This is a genomic window from Salinarimonas sp., from assembly GCF_046292825.1.
GTDB lineage: Bacteria > Pseudomonadota > Alphaproteobacteria > Rhizobiales > Beijerinckiaceae > Salinarimonas.
The window spans coordinates 1-15,547 of sequence record NZ_JBKBQG010000017.1; the positions used below are offsets into that span (position 1 = coordinate 1).

Consider the following 15,547-nt stretch of genomic DNA (forward strand, 5'->3'; position numbering starts at 1 on the left):
GGTGAGGGATGGGGGCGCGAATCCCTCTCCGGAGGGGGAGGGTGGCCCCTGAGCGCAGCGAAGGGGTCGGGTGGGGCCCGAGGGTTGAAGGATAATCTCCACCCGGGCCCCACCCGGCCTTTCTCGCTCCGCTCGAAAGTCCACCCTCCCCTACGGGGAGGGAGCTTCGCTTGCACGAGCCCCCCGCGCCCCTCTTCAACCGCCCCGCGGCCGGTCCCAAATCATGCCTGCGAGGCGTGGATCGGCGAAGGCGGTCGTCGCGAATTCGAGCGCGTCGCGCGGGTGCTCGCACAGGGCCTGGGCGCCCGTCGGGCCGATGCGCAGACGCCACGTCCGGCGCTCGACCGGGCTCGGCTCCGCGAAGGCGCGACAGGACAGGACCGCGAGATTGGCGCCGCGGCGCGGATCGCGCACGGATGCGTACCGCACGATCTGCGCGTCGATCGCGCGCGCGGCGTCCGCGAGCGCCTGGCAGGGCTCGTAGGCGACCGGGTGCATCCAGACCGCTCGGTCGCGCGCGAGCGCCCCCGTCGTCAGATCGAGCGCGACAGGCGTCGCCAGCGCGGCCGAGAAGGCGGTCAATTCGGCCGCGTCGTCGGGGAACGGCGTCAGCGGGCTCTCAGCGAAGAACAGGAAGCGGTAGAACACCATCTCCGCGACCGCCGTCTCCGGCCGCTCGGCCCCGTACCAGACCCCCGGCGTCAGGCCGGCGCGTCGGAAGCGGGAGCCGTTCGGATAAGGTCGGTAGCGAAAGGGGGTGGCGAGGAGATAGTCGAGGTGCCGGCACGCCTCCGGCACGAGCGGCTTCGTGTCCTCGAGGATCGCTTCCAGCGCCTCCTGCTCGGGGAGGCTGTCGACGAGCTTGAGCGTCGAGACGCGATGCTGCGCCTCCACCAGCCGCCAGGCGAGACCGGCGAGCGGGCGCGCCTCAGAGCGGAGCGCGTCTGGCGTCCAGATAGGCGACGACATCGACGAGCCCCTGAACGCTGGCCATGCGTGCGAGCGGCGCTGCGCCGAGCGCCTCGTTCGGCGCAGCGACCCACGCCCGGCACACCACCTCGTCCCCGCCGGCGATCGCATCGAGCGAGCGGAAGGCGCGCACCAGGAGCGCGGCGAGCTCGAACGGCTTCGTGCCTTCCTCGAGCCCCGCTTCCCCGCGCCGCAGCCGCGAGATCGTCGCCTCCGAGACGCCGAGGATCCCGGCGAGCTGCCGCCCGCTCAGCCCGAGCCGCGCGGCCGCGCGCAGCGTCGCCTTCGCGAGGACGGCACCGCGATCGAGGGCAGGGGCCGTGGCGGGAGCAAGCGCCATGACGTATCCTTTCTGATGAAAGGATAGGGGTGGGAGCTTTCGATTGCAAGGTCGGGCGATAATCCCTCCCCGGAGGGGAGGGTGGACTTTCGAGGCGTGAGCCGAGAAAGGCCGGGTGGGGCCCGGGTGGAGAATATCCTCCAAACCTAGGGCCCCACCCGACCCCTGTCGCTCACGCTCCAGGGGCCACCCTCCCCTACGGGGAGGGATGCTCCCCCAGCCCCTCGCGCAGCAATCCGATCGCGTCGGCCACCGTCCGCAGCCGCACCATCGAGCGCCCGAGATCGCCGTAGCGGTAGGCGCGCGCGAGCGTCTCGCCGCCGCGCCGCGCGAGGGCGAAATGGACGAGGCCCACGGGCTTCTCGGCCGAGCCGCCGCCGGGGCCGGCGATGCCCGTCACCGAGACGGCGAGGTCGGCGTGGGAGGCCCGCAGGGCCCCCTCCGCCATCGCGCGCGCGACCTCCTCCGACACCGCGCCGTGCGCCGCGATCAGCCCTTCCGGCACGCCGAGGCACTCGCTCTTGGCCTCGTTCGAATAGGTGACGAAGCCGCGCTCCACGACGGAGGACGAGCCGGGAATGTCGGTCAACAGGCCGGCGACGAGCCCGCCCGTGCAGCTCTCGGCGGTGACGATCTTCAGGTCGACCGCCTTGCAGGCGTCGAGCAGCGCCGTCGCCTCCGCGCGCATCTCGTCGGGAAAGATCAAGGCGGGCCCTCCTCGTCGGGCAGGCGGATGGTCGCTGCGGCCTGGGCGGCGATGCCCTCGCGACGACCGGTGAAGCCGAGGCTCTCCGTCGTCGTGGCCTTGATCGAAACGCGCGAGACCGGAACCGCGACGATCTCGGAAATGCGCATCCGGATCGCCTCGCGATGCGGGCCGACCTTCGGGCGCTCGGCGAGAAGCGTGGCGTCGAGATGGTCGATGATCCCGCCCCGCGCGCGCACCAGCGCGGCCGCGTGGGCGAGGAAGCGATCGGAGCTCGCGCCCTTCCATTGCGGGTCGGAGGGCGGGAAATGAGTGCCGATGTCGCCGTCGGCGAGCGCGCCGAGGAGCGCGTCGGTCAGCGCGTGGAGCACGACGTCGCCGTCCGAATGGGCGATCACGCCGCGATCGTGCGGGATGCGCACGCCCCCGAGCCAGACGTGATCGCCCTCGCCGAAGGCGTGGACGTCGAAGCCGGTGCCGGTGCGCACGATCATGCGGGTCTCCTCGATCCGAGAGAAGTCTTCCGGCCGCGTCAGCTTGAGATTGCCCGGCTCGCCGGGGAAGACGAAGACGCCGTGGCCCGCGTGCTCCATGAGCGCGCCGTCGTCGGTGAAGTCGTCGCGGCCCTCCTCCTGCGCGCGCGCATGGGCGGCGAGGAGGGGCGCGAAGGCGAAGGCCTGGGGCGTCTGCACGGCGCGCAGCGCCGCGCGCGCCGGCGTCTCGATCACGCGGCCCGTCTCGTCCACCCGCTTGATCGTGTCGACGACGTCGATGCCGGGGATCGCGGCGCCGCTCGTGCGCCCGGCCTCCACCGCGCGCGCGATCAGCGCCTGCGAGACGAAGGGGCGGGCCGCGTCGTGGACGAGGACGATGTCCGGGCGCGCCGTCTGCGCGAGCCGGGCGAGCCCCGCGGCGACCGAGAGCTGGCGCGTCGCCCCGCCGGGGACCGGCTCGAGCAGCCGCGCGCGCACCGCTTGGGGAAGCCTTGCGCGGGTTTCCTCGTAGAGCGCCGCGTCGTCGGGATGGATCACGACGAGGATGCGGTCGATCGTCTCAGCCGCGCCGAACGCGGCGAGGGTGCGCGCGAGCACGCTGTCGCCCCGGAGGCGCCGATATTGCTTGGGCGCCCCCGCTCCGGCCCGCGATCCGCGCCCGGCGGCGACGATCAGCGCCGCGACTTCGATGTGCTGCCCCACGAGCGCGGTCCTTCGTCGTTCCGTCGCGATCCTGCGGTGATAGAGAATGGCGCGCGCGGTGGCAAACCAGCCGCCCTCCTGCGCACTTGCACTTTTCTGAGGCTTGGCTAATCCTTGTGCAAATGAACGCCCAGACTCGACGCTCCTCCATTCCCGCCGCGGACGGCCCGCCGCTCGAGATCGGCCCCGTGCGCCTCGTCGCCCGCGCCGCGCTCGCGCCGATGTCGGGCGTGACGGACATCCACATGCGCCGGATCGCGTCGCGATTCGCGGCGGGCCTCGTCGTGTCCGAGATGGTCGCCTCCGACGAATTCGTGAAGGGCGCGGAGGAGTACCGCATCCGCGCGGAGGGGGAGGGGGTCTCGCCCCACGTCGTCCAGCTCGCGGGCTGCGATCCGCATTGGATGGCGGAGGCGGCGCGGCTCGCGCAGGCGAGCGGCGCGGACGTCGTCGACATCAACATGGGCTGCCCGGCCAAGCGCGTCACCGGCGGCTGGGCGGGCTCGGCCCTGATGCGCGATCTCGACCACGCGACCGCTCTGATCCGCGCCACGGTGGCGGCGGTCTCGATCCCCGTCACGGTGAAGATGCGGCTCGGCTGGGACGCGGACAGCCGCAACGCGCCCGAGCTCGCGCGCCGCGCGGAAGGCGAGGGCGCCGCCGCCATCGCCGTCCACGGGCGCACGCGGATGCAGTTCTACAAGGGGCGCGCGGATTGGGACGCCGTGCGACCGGTGCGCGAGGCGACGCGGCTGCCGCTCGTCGTCAACGGCGACATCGCGACCCTCGCCGATGCCCGCGCGGCACTCGCGCGCTCGGGGGCGGACGCCGTGATGGTCGGGCGCGCGGCGCTCGGCCGGCCCTGGCTGGTCGGCGCGATCGGGGAGGGGCTCGCGGGTCGGGCGCATCGCGAGCCGCCGCCCGCCGCCAAGGTCGCCGCCATGCGCGAGCATTACGAGGGGCTCCTGTCCCTGATGGGCGTGGAGGCCGGTCTGCGCCATGCCCGCAAGCACCTCGCCGCCTTCGCCGACGCCGCGCGCGCCGACGGCTTCGCGCTGCCGGCGCCCGCCCGCGAGCGGCTCGTCGTCTCGCGCGAGCCAGCCGAGGTCCTCGCGCTGATCGGCGCCGTCTACGAGCATCGCTTCGAGGCCGCGGCATGAGGCGCTCTGGCGACCAGAGCGGAGGCCGGCCCGGCTCCGCGAGCGACGCGGTGATGAACGCGCTGCCGCTTCCGGTGATGACGGTCGGGGCGGACGGCGAGCTGCTCTTCGCGAATTCGGCGGCCGAGGCTTTCCTGGAGACGAGCCAGCGCGTGCTCCAGCGCCTGCGCCTCGAGGATTTCGTCCCCTTCGGCTCGCCCGTGCTCAGCCTCGTCGAGGAGGTGCGGCGTCGGCGCACGAGCGTCAGCGAGTACCGCGTCGATATCGGCGGCCCCCGGCTCGGCCTCGAGCGCATCGTCGACGTCTTCGCCTCGCCGCTGCCGGAGGACGCGGAGGTGGTGGTGCTGATGCTCCAGGAGCGCACCATCGCCGACAAGATGAACCGCCAGCTCACCCATCGCGCCGCCGCGCGCTCGGTGACGGCGCTCGGCGCGATGCTCGCCCACGAGATCAAGAACCCGCTCTCGGGCATCCGCGGCGCCGCCCAGCTCCTTGAGCAATCCGCCGGCGACGAGGACCGCCTGCTCACCCGCCTCATCTGCGACGAGGCCGACCGGATCGTGAAGCTCGTCGAGCGCGTCGAGCTGTTCGGCGATCAGCGCCCCGTCGAGCGCGGGCCGGTCAACGTCCATTCCGTGCTCGACCACGTGAAGCGGCTCGCGCAGACGGGGTTCGCCCGCCACATCCGCATCCTCGAGCAATACGATCCCTCGCTGCCGCCGGTCCTGGCCAATCGCGACCAGCTCATCCAGGTCGTGCTCAACCTCGTCAAGAACGCGGCGGAGGCGATCGGGGTGGACGCGCTCGAGGGGGAGATGGTGCTCTCCACCGCGTTCCGCACCGGCATTCGGCTGCAGATCCCGGGATCGAGCGAACGCGTCAGCCTGCCGATCGAGATCGCGGTGCGCGACAACGGCCCGGGCATTCCGCCCGAACTCGTATCCGAATTGTTCGACCCCTTCGTCACCACGAAAGCCAACGGCTCTGGCCTCGGTCTTGCATTGGTGGCGAAGATCGTGGGCGACCACGGCGGCATCGTGGAGTGCGATCCGGCACCGAGAAAGACGACCTTCCGTATCCTCCTGCCCATGTCGAGCGCCCGCGACGGCCGAGGCTCGTGACGAGCCTCGACGGGCGGGCGACGGGACGAGACCGAGACCCCGAGACGAGTACCATGCCGAGCGGACACATCCTCCTCGCCGACGACGACGCCGCCATCCGGACGGTTCTGAACCAGGCCCTCTCCCGCGCCGGCTACGAGGTGCGCTCCACCTCGAACGCGGCGACGCTCTGGCGCTGGGTCGCGCAGGGCGACGGGGACCTGATCATCACCGACGTGGTGATGCCCGACGAGAACGCCTTCGACCTCCTGCCGCGCATCAAGCGGTTGCGGCCGGAATTGCCGATCATCGTCATGAGCGCGCAGAACACGTTCATGACCGCGATCAAGGCCTCCGAGCGCGGCGCCTACGAGTACCTGCCCAAGCCCTTCGACCTGAAGGAGCTCGTCGCCGTCGTCGGCCGCGCGCTCTCGCGCCCGCGCGGCCCGGTCTCGTCGGCGGACGGGGAGGGGGAGGACATCCCGCTCGTCGGCCGCTCGCCCGCGATGCAGGAGATCTACCGCGCGCTCGCCCGCCTGATGCCGACCGATCTGACCGTGATGATCACCGGCGAGAGCGGCACCGGCAAGGAGCTCGTCGCGCGGGCGCTGCACGATTACGGCAAGCGCCGCTCGGGCCCCTTCGTCGCGGTCAACATGGCCGCGATCCCGCGCGATCTGATCGAATCCGAGCTCTTCGGCCACGAGAAGGGCGCCTTCACCGGCGCGACCGCGCGCTCGGCCGGCCGCTTCGAGCAGGCGGAGGGCGGCACGCTCTTCCTCGACGAGATCGGCGACATGCCGATGGAGGCGCAGACGCGCCTCCTGCGCGTCCTCCAGCAGGGCGAGTACACGACGGTCGGCGGGCGCACGCCGATCAAGACGAACGTGCGCATCGTCGCGGCCACCAACAAGGACTTGCGCATCTCGATCCAGCAGGGGCTCTTCCGCGAGGACCTGTTCTTCCGCCTCAACGTCGTGCCCTTGCGTCTTCCGCCCTTGCGCGAGCGCGCGGAGGACATCCCGGACCTCGCCCGCCATTTCTTCGCGCTCGTCGAGAAGGAGGGCCTGCCCCGCAAGCAGCTCGATTCGGAGGCGATGGACCGGCTCAAGCGCTATCGCTGGCCCGGCAACGTGCGCGAGCTCGAGAACTTGATCCGCCGCCTCGCCGCGCTCTATCCGCAGGACACGATCACCGCGCCGATCATCGAGGGCGAGCTCGACGTGCGCCCCTTCGAGCCGGTCGGCGTGGCGAACGGGGAGGCGATCGAGGGCGTGGACACGCTCTCGGGCGCGGTGGAGCGGCACCTCACCCGCTACTTCGGCAATTTCCGCGACACGCTGCCCCCGCCGGGGCTCTATCACCGCATCCTGCGCGAGATCGAGGGTCCGTTGATCGCGGCGGCGCTGACCGCGACCCGCGGCAACCAGATCCGCGCCGCCGAGCTGCTCGGCCTCAACCGCAACACCCTGCGCAAGAAGGTCCGCGACCTCGACCTCCCGGTGATCCGCACGAGCCGGTGAGGGGGTAAGAATTCGAATGTACATACCCCGTCATTCCGGGGCGCGAAGCGAGCCCGGAACCTAGACTCCCGACGCCGGTGCGAGCGCGCATGCGCGCTCGTTCGGCAACACCTTAAACTCGATGGGTCCATGGACGCAGCCTATAGGCTGCTCATCGGAGGTCGTGGCTCTGGGTTCCGGGCTCGCTTCGCGCCCCGGAATGACGGCGCCGGATGACGGCGTCGAAGTACCAGACGGTTTCGCGCACTCTCACCGGGTGTGGATTCCCGTCCAGGAGGGCGGGTCGCTCGCGGGGAAGCTCTCCTCGTCGGCCTCCTGGACGATGTCGGGCCCCGGCGCCGAGCCGTCGAGGGGGACGTGCTCGGTGTGGCCGAACCCTTTCCGGTAGTCGATGAGCGAGATCCCGAGGGGGCGCACGCGGAAGAGCGCGACGTTCCCGAGCGCGCCGAGGCCGCCCGGGGCGATCGCCGAGATCTGCGGGTATTTCTGCATCATCATCCCGCCGATCCGCCCGCGTGTGTCCTCGTCGGAGATCCGCTCGGCGAGGCCGCCGAGGCCGATGGCGCGGATCTCGTTCCAGTCCTCGTAGGGCAGGCCGAGGGTGCAGGACACGCGCGCATCGTGCGCGATGTTGCGCGCCTTCTGCGAATCGGCGGCGCAGCCGAAGACGAGGGCGAGCCCGTCGGCGACGAAGCCGACGACGCTCGCATGCGGGAAGCCGTCAGGGCGGATCGTCGCGACGGTGAGGTCGCGGGCGCGCTGGAAGATCTCGAGGATGTCGGCACGTTGCTCGTCGGTCATGGCGTTCCTCCTCCTTGTGGGTCGTTGGCGCGCGCGGCGAGGCGCCCGCGACCGCCAGCATGGCCCCCGGGCCCGCCGTCTTCCGTGACGTGAGTCAATGCGCGAGCGCATCGCGGGTTTGCGGGGGGCGCGCATCGGAACGCGCCGCCGCCCCGGCGGTTGGCCTTCCCGCACAGCACAGGGAGACGCGCCATGGCCGACGAGAAGCGGGATCGCCCCAATCTGAAGGACGAGGACGTGAGCGTCCTGCGCAACCGCCAGCGCAACGACGGCAATCCGACCGTCGACGAGGGCGAAGGCCCGGAGGGCAACGCCACCATGCGCCGCGCCTGGAGCGAGCCGGGCGGCGAGGCGCAGGCCTACCGGTCCGCGACGAAGGGCGCCGGCGGCGACGCCGAGGAGCACGGCGACCTCACCGACGAGGAGGCCCGCAAGAGCCGGTGAGCGATCGCGATCAGCTGCGCCCCTCGCCCGCCGCGCCGATCGCCTCGATCCGCGAGCCGCCGCGTCCCTCGCGGCCGAGCCGCTCGGCGAGCGCGGGGAGGAGGCGGCCGGCGGTCTCGGCGAGCGTGTAGGGCGGGTTGATCACGAAGAGCCCGCAGCCGACGAGGCGCGGCTCCGGTCCCGGACGATCGATCGTCAGCTCGAGCCGCAAAGCCGGCCGCGCGAGATCGGCGAAGCCGGCGGCCGCGCGGTCGATCTCCTTGGGGTACTTGATCGGATACCAGCCCACATAGACCCCCGTCGGCCATTTGCGGGCGGCGGCGAGCATGCGCTCGACGAGGCGATCGAGTTCGCCCGCCTTCTCGAAGGGCGGGTCGATCAGGACGAGGCCGCGCTTCTCCTTGGGCGGGATCAGGCTCGAGAGCGCCGTCCAGCCGTCGAGATGCAGGACCTTCAGGTTGGCGACGCTGTTGAAGCGCACGGCGAGCACGTCCGCGTCGGCCGGATGCAGCTCGACGAAGACGCCGCGATCCTGCCGGCGCAGCAGCTCGCGCGCGATCGCCGGCGAGCCGGGATAGGCGCGCGCGCCGTAGCGGGCCCGCACGGCGGCGAGCGCGGCGCGGTAGGGGGCGAGCGCCTCCTCGATCGCGGGCGAGAACGGCGTCTCGATCAGCCCGACGCCGCCATCCGCCTCGCCCGTCCGCTGCGCCTCGTCCGCGTCGAGATCGTAGAGCCCGATCCCGGCATGGGTGTCGATCAGGCGGAACGGGGTCTCCTTGCGGCCGAGATAAGCGATCAGCCAGGCGAGGAGGGCGTGCTTCATCACGTCGGCGAAATTGCCGGCGTGATAGATGTGGCGGTAATTCATCGCGGCGCCTTTCGGCCCGCGTCGCTCACGGACGCATCATGCGGCAATTGGGGGCGGCGTGGAGGTGGCGCTCGACGCCGGTGACGCACCAATCCACCTTCCAGGTCGAGCCGAAGAGATAGCCCGTCTCCTCGCGCACGATGTAGGCCACCTCGTGGCGGCGCATATGCGGCCCCTCCTGGACGAGCGCGGTCGCCGAGCAGAAATTGCGCGGGACGAAGGAGCGGCTCCAAGGCCGGTGCGCGACGAGGCGGGGATGCTCGAAGCCGACGATCCGCAGGGGCGAATCCCAGAAGCGCGATTCGCGGCGGTCGAACGCGCGGTTGATCTCGGCGAGGACCGCGGGGGCGTCGCAGGTGGGAATCACGCCGGAATAGGGGATCACGCGCTGTTCCGCCGGAGGGGTGCCGGAGCCGGTGACCGGGGCGCGCGTCGGCACCCGCGCGAGATCCGCCGCACTCGCCATGCCGCCTGCGAGCAACGCGACCGCAGCCCCGAGAGCCAAAGCCATACGCATCGTGAGCATCCCTTGTTCTGATTGCCCCAATGTGGCCACGATCGGGGAGGGCGCGCGCGAAATCAAGGCCCGCGCCGCGTGGCTTCGCCGTCTCCGAGCGATTTGCGGGAGCCTATGGCGCGCGGAACACGCGCAGGGACACGCGCGCGGGCTCGTCGAGCCAGATCGGCGGCCCGGCGACGAGGCCCGCCGCGTGCAGGAGCTCCTCGGCCGCGATCCCCGATTCGCAGGCGCGGAACAGGCCCCGCCCGCCGGGCAGTCGCGCGTCGTGCGCCCGCGCGAGGTGGAAGCTCGTAAAGCCGCCGGGACCGACATGATCGAACACGTCCTGCCCGCCCGGCACGCCGATATCCCCGCCCTCCGGCACCGCTTGCGCCAGCGCCTGCGCGAGCGGGACGCGCGCGGGGTTCCACCAGAATCCGTCCGCGCGGCGCTCGAGACCGTCGGCCGAGCGCGACATCACGATGCGCAGGCGGTTTCGGTGATTGGGGCTCGCCTCGTGCGAGCGGCGCCCGAGCAGCGTCGCGCGCGCGGCGTCGAGGCCCGCCTGGAAATAGGCCCAGTCGGCGTCGTTGCGCAGGCAATCGGGAAAGCGCCCCTGCGCATCGGCGATGCGGTCGTCGGCGCTGACGATGGCGTAGGCGTGAAGGCGGTGCATCGGGCTCCTCCGGCGGCGCCGATAGCAGAGGCGCGGACCTGCGTGAAGCGCGCGCGAACGCCGCGGGCGCTCCCGGCGTTGTTCCTCCGGCGACAGAACCCGCCAGGAGGGCGAGCCATGCAGGACGAGCGCGAGAAGAACCAGAATTCGCAGACGCAGCCCGGACGGACGAAGGAGGACGCGGACCGCGAGCGGCCGCACCCCGCAGGACCGCATGCGCGGCGCGATCTCACCAACGAGGACGCCACCCCCGGCAGCGGCTCGCTGCCCGACGACGGCGCGAGCGGCGGGGTCGATCCCGCAGGCGGGTGAGGCCCGCGCCGATGCGGACAGGGCCACCGCTTCTTCCGGTCAGCGTTCGAGAATCCTTGCCCGCTCGTCATTCCGGGCTTGGCTATCGCGCCCCGGAATGACGGCGATGAGAATCTCCGAAGGCGTTGCGATCCCTTTGGCGCGGAGAGGGGCGGCGCCTCGGAATCGGCGACGATGCGCAAATCGGATACCCCCCACGCGAGAGCGCCTCCCCCGTCGCCGGGAGAGGCGCTCGCATCGTCGTTGCGTTCGGGCTGCCGATTACTCGGCCGGGACCGCTGCCGGGGTGGCGCCGCCGGGGCGGTCGGACTGCTTGCGGCGCGCCTCCTCGGCCCAGAGCGAGTGGTGCTCGCGCGCCCAATTGTAGTCGACCTCGCCCGAGCCCATCGCGTCGAAGGCGCCCTGCATGCCGATCGAGCCGATATAGATGTGGCCGATCATGACGGCGATCAGGATGGCCGAGACGAGCCCGTGGACCATCTGGGCGATCTGCCAATTGGCATAGGTGCCGGCGAGATAGGGGAAGAGCAGCAGCACGCCGGTGACGGAGAGCGCCGCGCCGCCGATGATGACGGACCAGAAGATGCCCTTCTGACCGGCATTGAACTTCTTCGCCTGCGGATGCACGCCCTTCGAGAACAGACCGCCGCCGGCCTTCAGCCAGGCGATGTCCGTGCGGTCGGGGATGTTGTCCTTGATCCACACGACGAGCATGAACACGAGGCCCGCCATGAAGGGGAAGGCGAGGTAATTGTGCGCGTACTTGCCGAGCTGGGTCGCGGCCGCGAAGGTCTCGGGCCCGAACAGCGGCAGCAGAACGTAGCGGCCGAAGACGAGGTTGAGCCCCGTGAAGGCGAGGATCAGGAAGGTCGTCGCCGTGAGCCAGTGCACGAAGCGCTCGAACGAGTTGAAGCGCAGGATCTTGATGCCCGACAGCCCGGAATCGACCGTGATCCTGCCGCGCATCAGGTAGAACGCGAGAACGATGGCGATCATGCCGACGATGGCGAGCGCGGACGCCCACAGCATCGTCGATTGATGGAACTGGCGCCATTCGGGGCCGCCGGGCTTGATCAGGCCGGTCGCCTTCTGGTCGGGGATCGTGACGCGACCCTCGATGCCCTGGCCGCGCTGGAGCTGCTGCAGGAGCTGCTGCTCCGTGACGGATTCGGCGCGCGGATTGACGGATTGGGCCTGCGCGATGCCCGGCAGCATCGTCGCGACGAGCGCGACGATCGCGAGCACGGCGAGCGCCGTGGCGAAATGTCTGGCGAAGGCGGAGAAGCTCGCGCGGAGCATGGGATATTCCTTCCCTGAACTGTGGTTTTCGAGGCGCGGGCGCCGCCGCAGGGCCGGACCCCGCGGCGGCGCGCAAAGCGACCTCAGATGGCGACGGTTTCCTTGTAGGCCGTCTGCCAGCCCCAGGCGCCCGAGCCGTAGCCGCGGGTGACGACGCGCTCGCGATAGATCTCGGCGATGATCTCGCCGTCGCCGGCGAGCAGCGCCTTCGTCGAGCACATCTCCGCGCAGATCGGCAGCTTGCCTTCCGCGAGACGATTGGCGCCGTACTTCTCGTACTCCACCGTCGACATGTCCGCTTCCGGACCGCCCGAGCAATAGGTGCACTTGTCCATCTTGCCGCGCGAACCGAAATTGCCGACGCGCGGGTATTGCGGCGCGCCGAACGGGCAGGCGTAGAAGCAATAGCCGCAGCCGATGCACAGGTCCTTCGAGTGCAGGACCACCTGATCGGCGGTGGTGTAGAAGCAGTCCACCGGGCACACGGCCGCGCAGGGCGCGTCCGTGCAGTGCATGCAGGCCATCGAGATCGATCGCTCGCCGGGCAGGCCGTCGTTGATCGTCACGACGCGCCGACGATTGATGCCCCACGGCACCTCGTGCTCGTTCTTGCAGGCAGTGACGCAAGCGTTGCACTCGATGCAACGGTCCGCGTCGCAGAGGAACTTCATCCGAGCCATAGTTCAAATCCCCCTTACGCGGCCGCGATCTGGCACAGAGTGACCTTGGTTTCCTGCATGCCGGTCACCGGGTCGTAGCCGTAGCTGGTCACGGTGTTCACGCTCTCGCCGAGAACGATCGGATCCGTGCCCAGCGGGTACTTGCCGCGCTGATCGGCGCCCTGGAACCAGCCGGCGAAGTGGAACGGCATGAACGCCACGCCGGGACCCACGCGCTCCGTCACCAGCGCCTTGACGCGGGTGCGCGAGCGGTTCTCCGGACCGCTGACCCACACCCATTGCCCTTCCGAGATGCCGCGCTGGGCCGCGTCCGCCGGATTGATCTCGACGAACATGTCCTGCTGCAGCTCGGCGAGCCACTTGTTGGAGCGGGTCTCCTCGCCGCCGCCCTCGTACTCGACGAGACGGCCGGAGGTGAGGATGATCGGGAAGTCGCGCGCGATGTTCTTCTCGATCGCGGCCTTCTGCACCGTATGGCCGATATTCGGCATGCGCTGCTGGCGGAAATCGTCGCGGGTCGGGTACTGGGCGACGAGCTCCGTGCGCGGCGTGTAGATCGGCTCGCGATGGACCGGCACCGGATCGGGCAGGTTCCAGGCGACCGCGCGGGCCTTGGCGTTGCCGAAGGGCACGACGCCGTGCTCGAGGCAGACGCGCTGGATGCCGCCCGACAGGTCGGTCGACCAGGACACCGCGTCCACATTCTCACCGCCCTGACGCTCGATCTGGGCGAGTTCGGCGGGCGTGAGGTCCGCGTCCCAGCCGAGGCGCTTGAGGACGCCCATCGTGAACTCGGGATAGCCGTCCGTCAGCTCCGAGCCGAGCGAGTAGGAACCCTCGGCCAGGAGGTTGACGCCGTCGCGCTCGACGCCGAAGCGCGCGCGGAAGGCGCCGCCGCCGTCCTTCACGTGCAGGTTCGTGTTGTAGAGGACGTGCGTGCCCGGATGGCGGATCTCCGGCTTGCCCCAGCAGGGCCAGGGCAGGCCGTAATAATCGCCGCCGACATCCGCGACGTCCCTGGGCGCGCGCAGTGTGACGAGGTCGAACGCCCCCTGGTTCGCCATGTGCGCCTTGATGCGCTCCGGCGACTGGCCGCAATAGCCCGTCGACCAGCCGCCGGCATTGATCTCGCGAAGGATCGATTCCGGGGTCGGCTCGGGGCCGAACTTGCCGTCCACGAACTCGTAGTTCTTGAACATCTCGTCGGCGAAGCCGAGGCGCTTGGCGAGCTCGAACATCACCCAGTAATCGTTCGAGGATTCGAAGATCGGCTCGACCACCTTCTGGCCCCACTGGATGGAGCGGTTCGAGGCCGTGCGCGAGCCCTCGCACTCGAACTGGGTGCAGATCGGCAGGAGGTAGGTGTTGTCGCGCCGCTCGCCGAGCACCGCGAAGGTGGTCGGATGCGGGTCGGCGACGACGAGGAGGTCGAGGCGCTTGAGGCCCTCCGCGACTTCCGGCATGCGGGTGACGGTGTTGCCGCCGTGGCCGAACACCATCATCGCCTTGACGTTGTCGCGCTGGTCGACGTCGTCGGCGGGCATCAGGACGGCGTCGAACCAACGCGTCGTGGTGATGCCGGGGGTCTCCATGTTCTGCTTCTGCGTGCGCGCCTCGCGGCCGCCCTTGGCGGGGACCTCGTCGAAGCGGGACTGCAGGTAGTCGTAGGAGACGCCCCAGACGCGCGCCCAATGGCGCCAGCCGCCCTCGGCGAGGCCGTAATAGAGGGGCAGCGTCGTGACGTCGAGGCCGAGATCGGTCGCGCCCTGCACGTTGCAATGGCCGCGGAAGATGTTGGCGCCCGTGCCGTCCGCGCCGACGTTTCCGGTGGCCAGCAGCAGCGTGCAATAGGCGCGCACGTTCGCGGTGCCGACCGTCTTCTGCGTCGCGCCCATGCACCAGATGAGGGTCGAGGGCTTCTGCGTGGCGAAGAGCTCGGCGACCCGGCGCAGCTGCGCGCCCGGCACGCCGGTGACGCGCTCGACCTCCTCGGGCGTCCACTTCGCCACCTCGGCGCGGACCTCGTCCATGCCGTAGACGCGGCTCTCGATGAAGGCCTTGTCTTCCCAGCCGTTCTCGAAGATGTGCCAGAGCATGCCCCAGATCACCGGGATGTCGGTGCCCGGACGGATGCGGACGTACTCGTTGGCATGCGCCGCCGTGCGCGTGAAGCGCGGATCGATGACGATCATGTTGGCGCGGTTGATCTCCTTGCCCGTCAGCACGTGCTGGAGGGAGACCGGATGCGCCTCCGCGGGATTCCCGCCCATGATGATCATGGTCTTGGAATTGCGGATGTCGTTGTAGGAATTCGTCTGGGCGCCGTAGCCCCAGGTGTTGGCGACGCCGGCGACGGTCGTCGAGTGGCAGATGCGCGCCTGGTGGTCGACCGAGTTCGTGCCCCAGAAGGCGGCGAGCTTGCGGTAGAGATAGGCGCCCTCGTTGGAGAACTTGGCGGAGCCGAGCCAGAACACCGAATCGGCGCCCGACGTCTGACGGATCTCGCCGAGCTTCGCGGCGATCTCGTCGAGCGCCTCGGCCCAGATGGTGCGGACCCACTGCCCGTTGACCATCTTCATCGGATACTTGAGGCGGCGGTCGCCATGGACGAGCTCGCGCACCGCAGCGCCCTTGGCGCAATGGGTGCCGCGGTTGATCGGGCTCTCCCAGGCCGGCTCCTGGCCGACCCAGACGCCGTTCTGCACCTCGGCGATCACCGTGCAGCCCACCGAGCAATGGGTGCAGATGTTCTTCCTGCGCTCCACGGGAGCGCCCGGGATCATCGGGCCGGCCTCGGCCTTGCGGACCGCGCCGAGCGACAGGGTCGAGGCGGCGGCGATGCCGCCGACCGCGATCCCGGAGCGGCGCAGGAAGGTGCGGCGGTCCATCACCGCGCTGGCGGCGGCGGCGACGACGGCCGGGTGGCGGCCGCGGCGCGCCTCTGCGGTCTTGCGCTTGATCAGCATCTGGCTGC

General features: G+C 70.6%; 16 protein-coding genes. 5 read left to right on the top strand and 11 right to left on the bottom strand.

Annotated features, from left to right (window positions below; translation table 11 throughout):
* Positions 1-195 precede the first annotated feature (195 nt).
* From ACK4UM_RS10200 to ACK4UM_RS10215, 4 genes are all read right to left on the bottom strand, one after another.
* Entirely contained in the window at positions 196-969 is a 774-nt protein-coding gene (locus ACK4UM_RS10200) for an RES family NAD+ phosphorylase (protein ID WP_409798408.1), read from the bottom strand.
* Positions 929-1,309, bottom strand: coding sequence for an antitoxin Xre/MbcA/ParS toxin-binding domain-containing protein (locus ACK4UM_RS10205; RefSeq protein ID WP_409798409.1), 381 nt, complete (start codon positions 1,307-1,309; stop codon positions 929-931). Before ACK4UM_RS10205 ends, ACK4UM_RS10200 begins: the two co-directional genes overlap by 41 nt.
* A 196-nt stretch (positions 1,310-1,505) precedes the next feature.
* Positions 1,506-1,997 (bottom strand): CinA family protein, encoded by a 492-nt coding sequence (locus tag ACK4UM_RS10210; protein ID WP_409798561.1) that lies wholly within the window; start codon positions 1,995-1,997, stop codon positions 1,506-1,508.
* A gap of 14 nt (positions 1,998-2,011) precedes the next feature.
* Positions 2,012-3,211, bottom strand: coding sequence for a bifunctional 2-C-methyl-D-erythritol 4-phosphate cytidylyltransferase/2-C-methyl-D-erythritol 2,4-cyclodiphosphate synthase (locus ACK4UM_RS10215; RefSeq protein WP_409798411.1), 1,200 nt, complete (start codon positions 3,209-3,211; stop codon positions 2,012-2,014).
* A 122-nt stretch (positions 3,212-3,333) separates the two neighbouring features.
* Here ACK4UM_RS10215 and dusB point away from each other — a divergent pair, with 122 nt between their 5' ends.
* Genes dusB through ntrC form a run of 3 tightly spaced genes read left to right on the top strand, consistent with a single transcriptional unit; the run spans position 3,334 to position 6,994 of the window.
* Complete coding sequence (dusB, locus tag ACK4UM_RS10220) at positions 3,334-4,371, top strand: tRNA dihydrouridine synthase DusB (RefSeq protein WP_409798413.1); 1,038 nt, start codon at positions 3,334-3,336, stop codon at positions 4,369-4,371.
* Positions 4,368-5,492, top strand: a complete 1,125-nt coding sequence (locus ACK4UM_RS10225) for a two-component system sensor histidine kinase NtrB (RefSeq protein ID WP_409798415.1) — start codon at positions 4,368-4,370, stop codon at positions 5,490-5,492. Before dusB ends, ACK4UM_RS10225 begins: the two co-directional genes overlap by 4 nt.
* Before the next feature lie 53 nt (positions 5,493-5,545).
* The gene (gene ntrC / locus ACK4UM_RS10230; RefSeq protein WP_409798417.1) at positions 5,546-6,994 is read left to right on the top strand and encodes a nitrogen regulation protein NR(I); all 1,449 of its coding nucleotides are present in this window, start codon (positions 5,546-5,548) and stop codon (positions 6,992-6,994) included.
* A gap of 249 nt (positions 6,995-7,243) precedes the next feature.
* On the opposite strand, the gene ACK4UM_RS10235 is transcribed toward ntrC, so the two are convergent.
* The gene (locus ACK4UM_RS10235; RefSeq protein ID WP_409798419.1) at positions 7,244-7,795 is read right to left on the bottom strand and encodes a pyridoxamine 5'-phosphate oxidase family protein; all 552 of its coding nucleotides are present in this window, start codon (positions 7,793-7,795) and stop codon (positions 7,244-7,246) included.
* A gap of 192 nt (positions 7,796-7,987) precedes the next feature.
* Here ACK4UM_RS10235 and ACK4UM_RS10240 point away from each other — a divergent pair, with 192 nt between their 5' ends.
* Positions 7,988-8,239 carry a hypothetical protein gene (locus ACK4UM_RS10240; protein ID WP_409798420.1) on the top strand — a complete coding sequence of 84 codons (252 nt, stop codon included), beginning with the start codon at positions 7,988-7,990 and terminating at the stop codon, positions 8,237-8,239.
* 10 nt (positions 8,240-8,249) lie between these two features.
* Here the strand turns inward: ACK4UM_RS10240 and ACK4UM_RS10245 are convergent, their stop codons facing one another.
* From ACK4UM_RS10245 to ACK4UM_RS10255, 3 genes are all read right to left on the bottom strand, one after another.
* Complete coding sequence (locus tag ACK4UM_RS10245; RefSeq protein WP_409798422.1) at positions 8,250-9,107, bottom strand: 23S rRNA (adenine(2030)-N(6))-methyltransferase RlmJ; 858 nt, start codon at positions 9,105-9,107, stop codon at positions 8,250-8,252.
* A 25-nt stretch (positions 9,108-9,132) separates the two neighbouring features.
* Entirely contained in the window at positions 9,133-9,624 is a 492-nt protein-coding gene (locus ACK4UM_RS10250; protein ID WP_409798424.1) for a hypothetical protein, read from the bottom strand.
* 112 nt (positions 9,625-9,736) lie between these two features.
* Complete coding sequence (locus ACK4UM_RS10255) at positions 9,737-10,282, bottom strand: hypothetical protein (RefSeq protein WP_409798426.1); 546 nt, start codon at positions 10,280-10,282, stop codon at positions 9,737-9,739.
* A gap of 117 nt (positions 10,283-10,399) precedes the next feature.
* On the opposite strand from ACK4UM_RS10255, the gene ACK4UM_RS10260 reads away from it, so the two are divergent.
* The gene (locus ACK4UM_RS10260) at positions 10,400-10,594 is read left to right on the top strand and encodes a hypothetical protein (protein ID WP_409798428.1); all 195 of its coding nucleotides are present in this window, start codon (positions 10,400-10,402) and stop codon (positions 10,592-10,594) included.
* 261 nt (positions 10,595-10,855) lie between these two features.
* Here ACK4UM_RS10260 and ACK4UM_RS10265 read toward each other — a convergent pair whose 3' ends face one another.
* The 3 genes from ACK4UM_RS10265 to ACK4UM_RS10275 form a co-directional block, all read right to left on the bottom strand.
* A complete protein-coding gene (locus ACK4UM_RS10265) occupies positions 10,856-11,893 on the bottom strand; it encodes a formate dehydrogenase subunit gamma (protein ID WP_409798430.1) in 1,038 nt (345 codons plus the stop codon).
* Between the two features lie 83 nt (positions 11,894-11,976).
* Positions 11,977-12,573 carry a formate dehydrogenase FDH3 subunit beta gene (fdh3B, locus tag ACK4UM_RS10270; protein WP_409798432.1) on the bottom strand — a complete coding sequence of 199 codons (597 nt, stop codon included), beginning with the start codon at positions 12,571-12,573 and terminating at the stop codon, positions 11,977-11,979.
* Positions 12,574-12,587: 14 nt separating this feature from the next.
* Positions 12,588-15,539 carry a formate dehydrogenase subunit alpha gene (locus ACK4UM_RS10275; RefSeq protein ID WP_409798434.1) on the bottom strand — a complete coding sequence of 984 codons (2,952 nt, stop codon included), beginning with the start codon at positions 15,537-15,539 and terminating at the stop codon, positions 12,588-12,590.
* Between the last annotated feature and the right edge of the window lie 8 nt (positions 15,540-15,547).